We start from the raw sequence: 12,657 nt of genomic DNA, 5'->3' as shown, positions 1-12,657 counted from the left end.
CAATAGCTAAACCTCCATGAGTAGAAGAAAGGTGCCAGCAGCATGGCCGACATTCACGACCGGTGACCGGTGACACTGCCCCTGATTTGGTGCGCGAATGGCTGAACCCTGCCACACCCAATGAGCGCGCCTAACAGATCGCATTACTCCAGGGTGAGCCGACCGAAGCGTTCGAATGGTTCAAGATAGATTGAGCCGTAGGCAATGTAAGAAATCAGGGGCCCGAATTGATCGGGGCCATTTGACTCGTTTGCATCCGGTGCATGCCTAGCACGTAGCGCGCCACCATACTTCACCCCTACGCCCCCAAGCTTGGATTTAACTTACCTTTTTACGGTGGCTTTCAGCTCTCACTTCCTAAGCTTGGATTTAACTTACCTTTTTACGGTAGCTTTCAGCCCTCACTTCCTAAGCTTGGATTTAACTTACCTTTTTACGGTAGCTTTCAACTCTCACTTCCCAAGCTTGGATTTAACTTACCTTTTTACGGTGGCTTTCAGCTCTCACTTCCTAAGCTTGGATTTAACTTACCTTTTTACGGTAGCTTTCAACTCTCACTTCCTAAGCTTGGATTTAACTTACCTTTTTACGGTGGCTTTCAACCCTCATTTCCTAAGCTTGGATTTAACTTACCTTTTTACGGTAGCTTTCAACCCTCATTTCCTAAGCTTGGATTTAACTTACCTTTTTACGGTAGCTTTCAACTCTCACTTCCCAAGCTTGGACTTTAACTTTCTCCGCCTCCAAAAAAACCTCTACCACAGAAAGCACCAGAACAAAGAAAGCCTTATAAACCGTGACCTACAGCCAATACAAAGCAACAAAAACGACAAAAACCGCAGCATTCCAATCAAAATATTTTTCACCAATCACACCTCAACTTATTGACGTCTCCTGGCATCAAGCAGTATGTTTTTAAACAGCAACACCAACCTCATCAACACAGCACCGCACTTTACGCGGAGCCGTACCCACGCGAGAAAAATAATGTTAAACACACTACTGGTGACTGCCTACATTGAAACCATTCGCCTTATACACTTGATGCTAACCCTATATGCGGGTGGGCAGCCATGGTAATTAAAACAGCCCGCCTAGCGATGTTGGCTCCCAGTTCATGATCACTAGTTCGCCACTCACCTCGGCCTTGCCTTGACGTTGATTGGTGTTGCTGTAACGGATGTCCAGCGTCTCGAAGTGGAAGCCATCGAACACGCGGCGGATGTCCGGGTGATCGTTGATGCTGACCATCACCTTGCCTTTACACCTGCGCATGAAGTCGGCCATCCGTTCGTAGTTCTCAAACGGAAAGTCCACCCCATAACCGGCGGTCTGCCAGTAAGGCGGGTCCATGTAATGGAAGGTGTGGGCACGGTCGTAGCGTTCGGCGCATTCCAACCAGGGTAGGTTTTCGACGTAGGTGCCGGACAGGCGCTGCCAGGCGGCCGAGAGGTTTTCCTCGATCCGCAACAGATTGATGGCCGGGCCGGTGGTCGCGGTGCCGAAGGTTTGCCCGGTGACCTTGCCGGCGAAGGCATGGTGCTGTAGGTAGAAAAATCGGGCGGCGCGCTGGATGTCGGTGAGGGTTTCGGGGCGGGTCATCTTCTGCCACTCGAACACCTGGCGCGAGCTCAGCGCCCATTTGAATTGGCGCACAAACTCTTCGAGGTGGTTCTGCACGACACGGTACAGCGTCACCAGCTCGCCATTGATGTCGTTGAGGACTTCAACGGGCGCGGCCTGCGGTCGCATGAAGTACAACGCGGCACCGCCGGCAAAGACTTCGACGTAGCATTCGTGTGGCGGAAACAGCGGAATGAGGCGGTCGGCCAGGCGGCGTTTGCCGCCCATCCACGGGATGATGGGAGTAGACATAAATAGCAAGACCTTTACTGTATGGATAAACAGGTGCTAGGCTCGCCGCGCTTCGTGCACGGAGTAAGAGCCTTGGCTGGACTTGCAGGGACCATCTGCAGGGACGGCGGCCGGGTTGGATGTTGACGCATCCAGACCGGCCGCTCTTTTTCACTTCGGTGTTGAGACTTCTTTGGCGTAGGCCTGACAGGCCGCCAGGGCGATCAGTCCTTGGTCGCCGGCATCGGTGATGCCGATAATTCGTTGAGCATGCGCTGGGTCAAGTTGGGCTCTTGTGGGGCCATGAACCACGCCGCCGGGGGCGGGGGTGGCTGACATTGCGCAGCCGCTGGCCGAATCGGTGGCGTCGAGTAGGACTGACAGGCGCAGATCAGCAGTGGCAAGACGGTCGCGCAGGCGACCTTGATCACGTTGGGCATCGCTCAGGGCTCGGTAATGGGTTTGTTCGCTGACGGACAGCCGCTGCTCCAGGGTCAGACGTTTGTCCTGTTCGGCACGCTGTTGCGCAATCGCGGCCAAGGTCAATTGATTGAGAGTCTCGGTGTGCAGCCGGGCCTGTTCGGCGAGTTGCTTACCGTAGCGCCAAGTCTGGACCTGCCAAGCCAACGCGGCAGCACCACCCGCGACTGCAACCAGTAGGCTGCCGATTACCACCACTCGATACGGCGCAGGGATCAGGTCGACGAGACGCATAACACCGCCCTCGCCCGCTCCCACAGCTGCAGTCGATCCGCCAGGCCATTGAGGCCGCCGTTGATCTTGCGGGTGATCGCCTCGAACTCATCCCGATCCGCGAGCGTGTTCAACTCTCGTATCCACCAGAACCACGCGGCTGACTCGCTCGCCCATTGCGGTAGCTCGAGCAGCTCAGGAGTGCGCAGCAGGCGTTCATCACCGAACAACGCCAGGCTGCAGCGCAGGTAGTTGCTGTGACCGGTAATCTGGATCAGGCCGCGACCGCGATAGCGCTGGCCATCGCCATCCGCTTCCGAGGTGTTGCCCAGCTTCACTGCCAGATTGCCGGTGTCGTATTTACTCAGGTACTGGTCACCGCCCAGCTCACGCACGTACTGCAGTTGACCGGATTCGTGCCCGACCTGCGCGAGGAACGCCGCCTGGCGTTTCGGCGTGTTGATTTGCCGATGGGCCATGGCGGCATTTAGCGCAGATACAAAAACGCCCGCTTGGCGGCGGGCGTTGGGCATGATGCGTTGGAGTTGTTGCTCAGTTAACGGCATTCGCTTGCTCCTATTGCTGTGACGGAGGACGCTGCTATTGCTTCAGCTGCACCACCTTCAGGTCTTGTGGTGGTTTTTTCTTCTTGCCTTTGGCCTTGGCTTTGCCCTGCTTGCCGCCGTTGCACTCCACAGCGGTCGACCAGCCGGATTGGGTGTAAACCTGCTCGACCGAATCCGTCAGGTACTCACCGTCGAGCCCGTCCTTGAAACCCTGGGCATTGATCAACCGCTCGGCAAAGATGTCCGTGCGCCCGGGCATCTCCAGACGCACGCCGGCACCGGAGCGATTGAACGCGGCCAAGCGAGCCTTGGCCGCCGCCTCGGCGGCGGTTTTGTTGGGGTAGATATGCCGGTCGGTATGCACCGCTGGCAGACCATCGGGCACGTCGTCGTTGTCCAGGGAGACCACCACCAACTTCCCGCTTTTCTTGTCCTGATGTTTGGTCGCCACCGATTTGTGCGCATGGCGATCCCCCAACCGAAACTGCCAGCGGCTGACATCGCTGCGCGTCAGGGTGATGGCGCCGAAAGCCTTGCCGCTTGAGCTCTGGCCGCCTTGGCGTGGCATCACCAGCAACTTGCCCTCGGCCACCTTGGCGGTGCAGTCGTACTGCCTGGCCAGGCGGGTGAGGAAATTAAAATCGGACTCGTTGAGCTGATCCGCCCGGACCACCTTGGTCGACACCGGACACCCCGGCTGCCAGCCATTGCGTGCGGAAATGTCGGTCACGATGCTCGACAGCGGCACGTTTTCCCAACTGCCACTGCGGATGGTCTTGCCGGTACCACGCATGTCACTGGCCTTGCCCTTGATCACCAACGTGTCCGGCGGTCCCGAGACCTCGACCTCGTCGACCACGTAACGGCCCAGGCGGGCCAGCGACGTTTCGGCGTAGCCCATGTAGATTTCGATAGAGCCGCCACGCCGAGGCAGCCCAACCTGGCCGGCACGGTCATCGATGCGTAATTCGAACTCGTCGGACTCCATCCCGGGCTTGTCCAGGGTGCGCAGCAACAACAACCGATCATCGATCAGGGCTGTGATATCAGCGCCATCGGCAACGATGCGAAACCTGGGAGTCATGGAATTTTTCCAAAAAAAAACCCGCACAAGGCGGGTATGAAAGTAAGGAGCTTGAGTTATCAAGCGCCACGAGTGTAGACCATCAATCCCAGAGCGTGACCTGCTCCTGTACCGGTGTCGCCAGATCCGGCAGCGTGATCACCACGCCGGCCCGATAGGGTTGTGGCTCATCGGCCAGACCCTGATTGGCATCCAGCACCGCCTCAACACTGCCGTTCAGGTGGCCATAAAAGTCATGGCAGATGGTGTCCAGCAGATCCCCGTCAGACGTTCTGCATGTCGTCGCCATAGCGTACAAACTCCAGAGTGAACCCTTGTTTACGCGGAATCCCGCCGTGCATCAGCGCGCCCTGCTCCTCCGTGATGGTCTTCAGGCACCAGGTGCCCATGACATCGCCGTAGCCCGTGGTCAGGGTTAACGGCTTCAGTTGAGCGCCAATGCTGCGCAAGGTGTCGAGCTGCTTCAGTCCGCCCTTGAAGCCCGGGTAAATCGTGCCCTTGAGGGTGATTTTCTCCTCACCGATGCCCACCGCCTGCTGCGCCGGCCGACGCGACAGGCGCTCCTGCGAGGCCCAGCGAAACTCGGTCGAGCGCGTCAGTTCGTCGAAGGCCGCCGTGTCCAGGTTGAAGTAGTACGGTGGCGCCTTGGGATCCTGTGGCTGAATGATCAGCAGGTGCGGAAACGGCTTCACCGCTTCCGGCGCCGGTGTGGCATCGGTAGCAAACACACTGGTGGGCACGATGTTGGCCAGCGACGGGCTGACCTGGCCGGCGATCTTGTTGATCGCCGTCGTCGCCTTGCCCGCCTGTTCCTTTAATGTGCCCATGCGCTCCTGCACTTCGGCGGCAGCCCGGGTGGCCCGCCCGTAGGTGGCCACCACCTGCCCGACTTTGGCTTGCGCCGCATCCACGCCGCGCATCACCCGCTGCAGTTTGGCGCCGATTGCCGGCCCCACGAACGGGATGTTTTCCAGCTCGGACGCGGCGCCGGTAATCTCCCGGATCGCACCATTGACCGGGCCGAGCATGCCGTCCGCACTGCGGCGTCCGGACTCTCCGGCTTCGACCAGGTACTTGAGGCCAGCCTGCAATTGCTCCATGTAACCCATGGGTTCTCCTTACAAGTGGGGTTCATCGAACAACTGGCTCGACGCGTTCTGCTTCGCGGCGTCGGCCATCATTCGCTGCATGTACGGCATCAGGTCCTGAGCCAGGCGCTGTGGATCTTTGACGTCGCCTTGCACCGTGACCGGCATGTTCAGGGAGTACTGGAACTGCTGATCCACTTTGGCCGGTACCGGTTTCTCTGGCTCTTTGGGCGGGATCACCACTGCCGCCGGTTTGACCGGTGCCGGTGTCGCCAGTGCGCGGGCGACATCACCCAAGGCCGGGCTGGGGAGCGCCGTCGGAGCCGCCAGCAGCAGCGCACCAGACTCGTTCGGCCCGTTGAAAGATCGCCCCATGCTGGCCAAGCTGGGCACCACCGGACCGGGGCGAGGCGCCATCAGCAACGGTGTCGCTGGGGCTGGTGGCTGTTCTTCCTCGCCACCAAACCACGACTTGCCCACGACTCCGCCCAGTGCGGTACCGCCCATGCTGCCGAGGTACGCACCGACCATGCCGCCAATCGCGGTACCGATGATGGGCACCACCGAACCAATGGCCGCGCCGGCAGCGGCACCGGCCATGGTGCCTGCCAGCGAACCCGCTGCCGCACCGTAACCCTCGGCTTTTTGATCTTTCGTCTCGGCATTCAGGTAGGTGTCAACGGCCATGCTTCCGGCCTCCAACAGCGAGCCGCCCGGGAGCACTTTGCCCACCTTACCGACCTTCCCCACCGCTCCCGCTACAGTCGCGACCTTGGCCAGTACGCCACCGGTTGGCGGCAGCGGGACGGGAGGACGCGGCACGGGAACAGCTGGCCGAGGCAATGGCACTGGCGCCGGTGGCACGGACATCGGCGGTCGCGGTACCGGTGTTGCCGGTCGAGGCGTGGGCACCGGTGAGCGTGTCGGACCTCTTGGCCGTGGCGGCGTGGCCACCCGACGCCGTCGCGAGGCATTGCGAGGAGCCCCTCGACCCCGGCGCCGACTCTCAAACGGCCCCGCGCCACCGCCCAGATCTGCCGCGTTCACCACAAACACCTTCCGGATGCTGCCGTCTTCCAGACCGGCTTGCACAGCACCGTCGCCGGTGGCCTCTTTGGCCAGCGACACCACCTTGAGCCCAGTCGCCACCAGATCGACACCACCGGCCTTTTTGCCCTCCTGTCCGTCAGCGGTATCGCTGGCCTCGGGCGAGCCCTTGAGGGTCGCGACCGTCTTCAGCCCAGCCTCGACCAGGGCCAAGGCTTTACCCGTCTTGCCCTTGGGCTCTGCCCCCGTGCCAACACTGCCCCCCTCCAACGAGTTGGTGACAAAGACCTTCTGCACCTCGCCGGACTTGCCTTTGCCCAGTGTCCCGCGCGCCAGGTTGAGCAACCCCTTGCCGATCTTGAACGAGCTGACCGCCGTCTGCAGCGCGAGCAAACCACCCCCGACCGCCGCAATACCGGTGACCACGCCGGGCGAGCTGTCCGCCAGCGCGGTGATGCCCTTGGTAACTTTGGTCAGCGCTTCCGCCACGGTATCCGTCACCGGCCGCAAGGCATCACCCACGCTGCGCATGGCGTCGTCCATCGACTGCGCCATTTCCGCCCACTTCTGCGACGATGACTCGCGCCGCTCGGCCAGGTTTTTGTCGAGGATGCCCGAGGCTTCGCGCGAATCGTTTTTCAGCTGGCTGTACAGCGCCTTGTTCTGCAGGTAGGCCGACAGCGCGGCCTTGACCTGCATGTCGGCGAACAGGTCGCCGGTGCGCAAGGCTTCTTCCAGCGACGCCATCATGGCCTTGGCCTTTTCCGGATCTGCCTCCTGGCTGATCTTCGACGTGGCTTCGGCCATCAGTGCCGCCCGTTTCGGGTCAGTGGCCTGGATGTACTTCTGCGCCAACGCCATGCTCGATTCCAGCGTCGACATACCGTTCTGCAAACCGGTCTGCATCGAGCCCTTGTAGTCGATGCCGGCCTTTTTGTAGGCCGCCACGGTGTCGGTCGAACCGATCTTGCCGATCCAGTTTTTGAGGTTGTTCGCCGCCTCGTCAGCACCACCAGCGGTTTTCATCTGCACCTGCAGCATCGCGCCCAGTTGCGTCACCGCGTCCATGCCGGTGATGTTCAGGTTGCCCATGTTCGACAACAGCTCGGGGAACCAGCGGGCCATGTCGACCGCCTCGAAACTGCCGGCCTGCCCCTGAAAGGCGATGGCTTCGAGCGCCTGCTGCATCTGTTTGGCATCGGTGATCTTGGCGTTTTGCCCGAGCGCGTTGATCATCTTCGCCGTGTCGGCACCGTTGGAGCCCTGACCCACGGCAAACTTGGCCGCGACCGGGGTATACTCCAGCGCCTTGGCCAGGTCCATCCCGGCCCCCACCAGCTGGTTGACCACATCGGCGACGTCATTGCGCGCCATGCCGGTGTCGCGCGAAGTCTCGATGATCTTCTGCGACATCTGCTTTTCTTTCGGATCGTTGGCAATCCCGGCCTTGATCGCGATGTCACGAACGATGGCCCCGAAGTCGGCGCTGACCTTGGTCGCAATGCCCACCGTTGCCACCCCGGCCACGGCCTGACCGACCGTGCTTCTCATCCCGGCCTTGCCAGCATCGATCTGTTGGTAACCCTTGGCCTTGAGTTCCGCCTTGTTCGCGGTCTGGCCCAACGAGCGGTAGGCCTTTTCCAGCCGACCGACCTCGATGCCCTGTTTCTTCAGGCTGTCGAGGTTGGAATTCAGGCGCCCCAACAGTTTGGACGCCCCAGCGGCGCCGCTGTCGTGGGCCTTTTTCCATTCATCGCGCAGGCGAATGGTGTCACCAATGGTGCGCTGCAGCACCCGCGCCTTGTTGCCTTCTGCTTCCAGGCGCTTGATGCGCCCGGTGACCTCATTGAACGCGGCGCCGACCGTAGGACTGACGGTCCCGCCGATCACCAACCCGAGGGAGAGTTTGTTCGCCATGTCATGGCTCCCCTGTGCAGAGCATTACCGGAAGCGGCTCAATCCGTGAGCCACCACACCATCTCGGAAAACGGCATCGACTGAATCTCGGCGGCGGAAAATCCGGTGTCCGCCGCGAGACGTTTCGCCACCCTCTTCATCACCCCCGGATCAAACCCCGTCGTCTTGCTCCAGGCGAAAATAGCCGGCCTGCAGGCGGTTGTAGTCCACCACCTTCAGGCCCTCCAGGTCGGCGATCGCCGCGCCGGCCAACTCCGCGAACAGCACCAGTTCGCGCTGCTCGTCGTCACCGCCTGCCGCCCGATCCGCGGCGCGCACCTCGCGCACCGTCGGCGAACGCAGGGTCAGTGTGTCGATCTGCACGCCGTTGATCTCGCTCGGGCGTGACAGGCTGACCACGGCGTTGTCGGCGGTGACCGACAACCAGGTCGGGAGCGATTTCGAATAGTCGGCGTGCGGTACCAGGTTCGAATAAGCCGTCTGCAGGCGGCGATAGTCCACCACCTTCAGGCCTTCCAGATCCTTGAGGCCCGCCTCGGCCAGACTGGCGAACAGCTGCAGCTCGCGCTGCTCATCGTCGTCGCCGGCGGCGCGGTCGGCGGCACGGACTTCGCGCACCAGCGGTGCACGCAGCACCAACGTATCGACCTTGACCCCATTGACCTCGCTCGGTCGCGAGAGGGTAATCACCGCGCGATCCGTGTTGATTGCCAGCCAGGCCGGCAGCTTATTTGCAGTTTGCATGGTCATCCGGTTCTATTCCCTTAGAGGCCGAGTGCGGAGCGCACTTCGGCGAGTTGGTCTTTGCCATCGATCACCTGAACACCGGCGATCATGTCGATTTCGTACATCACGCGGCCGTCGATTTCGAGCTTGTAGTACACCGGTGCGATAGCGTGTTTGATCTCCGCCGGATCACCGGCTTTCCAGTCACCGAGGTCGACCTCTTTCAGCAGCCCGCGCAAGGTGGCCACGACCGCCGTGACCGTGCCCTTGTGACCCCGGAAGGCGCCGCGGAACGATGCGTTGAACGCCGAGCCATCGGCCAGGCCGAAGTGCTTGAGCGACTCGCGACGCACGCCCTTGGTGACAAAAGACGCTTCCATTTTTTCCAGGCCCTGGGCCATCTCGATAGCCCCGGCCATACCGCCGCCTCGGTACTCGTCGGTTTTGGTGGTCAGCTTGGGCAGGGTCAGGCTCGGCACGTCACCGGCAAAGTTCACGCCGTCGACAAACAGGTTGGTGTTGTACAAGGTTTGAGGAATCATCTAGCGCTCCTTAAGCGTCGAGGACTTCGGTCAGCCACTGGTTGGTGACTTCGATCAGGAAGTTCGGGTTTTCCGCCGGTGGCACGTCGGTGAAGCGGATGCGCCAATACACCTTGCCCTGCTCGATCTGGCTGGCGGTGTTGAGCTCGGTGTCGGCAAACACTTCGAAGTTGATGATCGCGCCGGCGTTTTTCTGATCACGCATGAACGCGTCCAGGCCTTCGGTCACTTCCTTGACGTAGGTTTTGGTGATCGAGCGGTCGACCGCCCACTTGTGCCCCGCCTGGATCGCATCCATGAGGATGTCGCAGGTCCGCACCCGGGTGACGAAGGCCCACTTCGGATCGCTGGAGCAGGTACGGTTGCCCCACAGGCGATAGCCGCCGTCGCGGATGATCGTGGCAATGTTCGCGCCGTTGAGCAGGTTGGCCCGGCAGGTCTCGTCGCCGTCCAGGTATTCGATTGGGCGGGTGGTGCCGGTGATGCCGACAAACTCCTTGTTCGACGGCGACGCCCAGTAGCCGTAGTTCGCATCGGTCCAGGCAAACAAACCGGCGGTCCAGGCCGAGCCCGGCGCGTCGACCGTGGCGCTTTCCACCGTGCTCCAGAACTGCACCCCCGGATCGACCAGGAAGATCCGCTTGCTGCCGAAGTTCTCGGCGTATTCCATCACCGCTTCATCGGTGGTGTTCGGTCCATCGATGATGGCCATTGCACGCAACTTGCCGGCCAGGCTGTCCATGGCAGTGGCCACGGCCTGGGTCGCGGAGTGCCCCGGAGCAATCAGCAGTTTCGGTTGGGCGTTGTGCACGCTCTTGCCGTCGAGCAACGCCTGCAGACCGGTCCGCTGTCCGGAGGCCAACACGCCACCGATGATGGCCGAGGTTTGCAGCGCCGGATCCTCCAGCTTGGGTACGCCGACGGCGACGATCACCGCCTTGGCCCGCGCATAGATCGCCTGCGCCGCTCGAGTGATGGCCGAGTCGGCACCGAAGGCCGCGATGGCTTCGCGCTCGGTGGTGATCAACATCAGCTCGCCGGCCTTGGCCGTGCCACCGCCGAGCACGCCCGGGGTAAAGGTGTCGCACAGGCCGATGATCGACGACGACGGCAGCGCAATGGTCCGCGCGCCGTTGTCGATCAGCGAGGTCGTGACGCCATGAAAGAAACCACTCATAAAGGTCTATCTCCAGAAAAGGAAAAGCCCCGCAATCGCGAGGCTGTTGGGTGTGGGTGTTGCGCACTGTGGAAATGAAAACGCCCCGTCAGTGCGGGGCGTTTATAGGGTTTGCTCGGCCAGCCAGGGCGGCGCGATCGGGCGGTGATCCACCTGGGGAAACTCCCCGCCTTGCGGCCAATTGCGTAAGGCCTGGCGGTAGCTCAGCAGCCCGGTGAACCGCTCGTCAGTCAGCGTTGTGGGCCGTCCCATATCGCGCTCATCGCGATGACGGGTGATGACGCCATCAGTCGCCACCAGCTCGCCATCGCGCCAGGCGCGCTCGGCCGTGGCCAGTTCCTCAAAGCTCGGTGGCGGTGGGTCGATCAGCGACGGCGGCTCCGTCGAAAAGTCGATAATTTTCCCGGCGAGTTGCCCTGTCATGTAAGCCTGATGTTCTTCCGGTGTCAGCGGGTAAGCGTCCGGCGGCAGCGGGCCAAATGTGTCATCCAGAAAATACTTCAGCGACACACTGGAATAAAAAGCCATGTTTAAATTCTCTCTGTGAGTTGTCCCGAGGACAGGCACCATGGGTTGTCGTGGTTAGTTGCCGATGGCGATGAACATACTAGCGTTACCCACCGCGCTGCCCTTCCAGGTGAAGGCGCCCAGCGATGTCGCGCCAGCAGAGGCGTAACCAATCGACCCCGAACCCGCCGTGTAACCTTGGGTAATCGTTACCGCGAAGAATGCGTTAGGGAACGCGGCCGGTAGCGCCGTCACCACATCGCCGGATGTCGCCGCCGCCGTCCAGCCCCACTGGATAATCACGCCGCTAGGGTGCCGCATGCTGCCGCTCGCTCCAATTGAAGCGGAGAACAGACCGGTCTTGCTCATCACGCCGGTGCCGAACATCAGCCAAGTGCCCGACCCGATGAAAATGCAGTCGACATAGCTATCGGACGGGATCGAACGGGCGGTCGCCGATGCGACAATGCCCGTGGCCTCCTGCATCTTGTCGGTGCCCTGGGCACCCACACTCATGGCGCTGCCGCCCCAGTTATGGATGCGAACCGTTGCACCAATCGGAAGGCCGAGCGTCGCCGAGTTGGGCAGGCTGTAGGAGTTACCAGACGCCCCAGAGAAATGCACAGCCCCGCCGACGTGCGCCAGCACACCGGTCAGCCCAGCGCCGTTGATGAACACAATGTCGTTGTACTGAGCCCCCACCGCATCAATGGCGGCCATGGTCGCAATTTTGGTGGTCGCGTCAAACCTCGCCGGCGTCGGCGCGCTCGGCGTGCCGGTCAAAGCTGGCGAGGCCAGCGGCGCCTTGGTCGCCAACAGGTTGGTCATGGTGGTGGCAAAGTTCGGGTCATTACCCAAGGCCACAGCCAGCTCATTCAGCGTGTCCAGTGCACCCGGCGCCGAGCTGATCAGGTTGTTGAGCGCCGCTTGCAGCGCGGCCATGGTCGCCACCTGGTTGGTGTTGGTGCCCAGTGCGGCCGTAGGCGCAAGGGGGACACCCGACAACAGCACGTTGCTCAGCTCGGTGTGGGCAAACATCACCAGCGAGCCGTTGGCGTACAGTTCGGCGGTCTTCGACTGGGTCACGACCACCGAAGCCCCGGTCGGGTTGCGCACGGTGACGGTGAACGCGCCTGTGGTGCTGTTGAACACCAACCACCTGCCGGTGACGCCGGCCGGCAGGGTTACCGTGACGTTACCCGTCAGGGCGCCGGTAAGGCTCAAGATGCCGGCCCCGGCCTGGGCCACGGTTACCACGGTATCGCCGGTGGCGTTTAAGGCGATGCTGGCGACGCCCTTGACCGCGTACTGCACGAAGGCCGTGCTGGCGGCGGATGTGTCGTTATCACCTGCCGTAGCTGTTGGCACCTTCGGATCGCCAGAGAAGGTAGGCGAGTCGAGAAAGGCAAATTCCTTCCATGGTTGGTATGCACCGGCAGATCGACGGCGATAAAAC

11 protein-coding genes and 2 pseudogenes are annotated in these 12,657 nt (G+C 61.5%); 1 reads left to right on the top strand and 12 read right to left on the bottom strand.

What is annotated here, in order from left to right:
* Positions 1-42 precede the first annotated feature (42 nt).
* A pseudogene (locus KGA81_RS14095) lies at positions 43-194 on the top strand (SOS response-associated peptidase family protein); the annotation flags it as partial.
* An 886-nt stretch (positions 195-1,080) separates the two neighbouring features.
* On the opposite strand, the gene KGA81_RS14090 reads toward KGA81_RS14095, so the two are convergent.
* The 12 genes and pseudogenes from KGA81_RS14090 to KGA81_RS14035 form a co-directional block, all read right to left on the bottom strand.
* A complete protein-coding gene (locus KGA81_RS14090) occupies positions 1,081-1,875 on the bottom strand; it encodes a DNA adenine methylase (protein ID WP_223546763.1) in 795 nt (264 codons plus the stop codon).
* Between the two features lie 150 nt (positions 1,876-2,025).
* On the bottom strand, positions 2,026-2,568 hold the full coding sequence (locus KGA81_RS14085) for a lysis protein (RefSeq protein WP_223546761.1): 543 nt from the start codon (positions 2,566-2,568) through the stop codon (positions 2,026-2,028).
* Entirely contained in the window at positions 2,550-3,113 is a 564-nt protein-coding gene (locus KGA81_RS14080; RefSeq protein WP_223546759.1) for a glycoside hydrolase family 19 protein, read from the bottom strand. The genes KGA81_RS14085 and KGA81_RS14080 overlap by 19 nt, the downstream gene beginning before the upstream one ends.
* Positions 3,114-3,147: 34 nt before the next feature.
* Positions 3,148-4,197, bottom strand: coding sequence for a phage late control D family protein (locus KGA81_RS14075; RefSeq protein WP_223546757.1), 1,050 nt, complete (start codon positions 4,195-4,197; stop codon positions 3,148-3,150).
* 82 nt (positions 4,198-4,279) lie between these two features.
* Positions 4,280-4,486: a tail protein X gene (locus KGA81_RS14070; protein WP_223546755.1), complete on the bottom strand. Its 207-nt coding sequence runs from the start codon at positions 4,484-4,486 to the stop codon at positions 4,280-4,282.
* Positions 4,461-5,306: a phage tail protein gene (locus KGA81_RS14065; RefSeq protein ID WP_223546752.1), complete on the bottom strand. Its 846-nt coding sequence runs from the start codon at positions 5,304-5,306 to the stop codon at positions 4,461-4,463. The genes KGA81_RS14070 and KGA81_RS14065 overlap by 26 nt, the downstream gene beginning before the upstream one ends.
* Positions 5,307-5,315: 9 nt before the next feature.
* Positions 5,316-8,249: a phage tail tape measure protein gene (locus tag KGA81_RS14060; RefSeq protein ID WP_223546750.1), complete on the bottom strand. Its 2,934-nt coding sequence runs from the start codon at positions 8,247-8,249 to the stop codon at positions 5,316-5,318.
* Positions 8,250-8,399: 150 nt separating this feature from the next.
* Positions 8,400-8,672, bottom strand: coding sequence for a phage tail assembly protein (locus KGA81_RS14055; RefSeq protein ID WP_411736555.1), 273 nt, complete (start codon positions 8,670-8,672; stop codon positions 8,400-8,402).
* A gap of 36 nt (positions 8,673-8,708) precedes the next feature.
* Positions 8,709-8,993, bottom strand: a pseudogene (locus tag KGA81_RS14050) (phage tail assembly protein); the annotation flags it as partial.
* 20 nt (positions 8,994-9,013) lie between these two features.
* Positions 9,014-9,517, bottom strand: coding sequence for a phage major tail tube protein (locus KGA81_RS14045; RefSeq protein WP_115947639.1), 504 nt, complete (start codon positions 9,515-9,517; stop codon positions 9,014-9,016).
* Positions 9,518-9,527: 10 nt separating this feature from the next.
* Positions 9,528-10,694: a phage tail sheath family protein gene (locus KGA81_RS14040; RefSeq protein WP_223546748.1), complete on the bottom strand. Its 1,167-nt coding sequence runs from the start codon at positions 10,692-10,694 to the stop codon at positions 9,528-9,530.
* Positions 10,695-10,796: 102 nt separating this feature from the next.
* Positions 10,797-11,222 carry a phage tail assembly chaperone gene (locus tag KGA81_RS14035; protein WP_223546746.1) on the bottom strand — a complete coding sequence of 142 codons (426 nt, stop codon included), beginning with the start codon at positions 11,220-11,222 and terminating at the stop codon, positions 10,797-10,799.
* Positions 11,223-12,657 lie beyond the last annotated feature (1,435 nt).

Origin of the sequence: Pseudomonas sp. A-B-19 (genome assembly GCF_019947515.1) — a bacterium.
Lineage (GTDB): Bacteria > Pseudomonadota > Gammaproteobacteria > Pseudomonadales > Pseudomonadaceae > Aquipseudomonas.
The sequence above is the reverse complement of the archived record's forward strand: the minus strand, read 5'-3'. Positions and strand labels throughout refer to the sequence as shown.

Excerpts from the sequence above, each read along its gene's own strand:
- KGA81_RS14090 (WP_223546763.1), bottom strand. The coding sequence starts at position 1,875 with ATGTCTACTCCCATCATCCCGTGGATGGGCGGCAAACGCCGCCTGGCC.
- KGA81_RS14085 (WP_223546761.1), bottom strand. The coding sequence starts at position 2,568 with ATGCGTCTCGTCGACCTGATCCCTGCGCCGTATCGAGTGGTGGTAATC.
- KGA81_RS14080 (WP_223546759.1), bottom strand. The coding sequence starts at position 3,113 with ATGCCGTTAACTGAGCAACAACTCCAACGCATCATGCCCAACGCCCGC.
- KGA81_RS14075 (WP_223546757.1), bottom strand. The coding sequence starts at position 4,197 with ATGACTCCCAGGTTTCGCATCGTTGCCGATGGCGCTGATATCACAGCC.
- KGA81_RS14070 (WP_223546755.1), bottom strand. The coding sequence starts at position 4,486 with ATGGCGACGACATGCAGAACGTCTGACGGGGATCTGCTGGACACCATC.
- KGA81_RS14065 (WP_223546752.1), bottom strand. The coding sequence starts at position 5,306 with ATGGGTTACATGGAGCAATTGCAGGCTGGCCTCAAGTACCTGGTCGAA.
- KGA81_RS14060 (WP_223546750.1), bottom strand. The coding sequence starts at position 8,249 with ATGGCGAACAAACTCTCCCTCGGGTTGGTGATCGGCGGGACCGTCAGT.
- KGA81_RS14045 (WP_115947639.1), bottom strand. The coding sequence starts at position 9,517 with ATGATTCCTCAAACCTTGTACAACACCAACCTGTTTGTCGACGGCGTG.
- KGA81_RS14040 (WP_223546748.1), bottom strand. The coding sequence starts at position 10,694 with ATGAGTGGTTTCTTTCATGGCGTCACGACCTCGCTGATCGACAACGGC.
- KGA81_RS14035 (WP_223546746.1), bottom strand. The coding sequence starts at position 11,222 with ATGGCTTTTTATTCCAGTGTGTCGCTGAAGTATTTTCTGGATGACACA.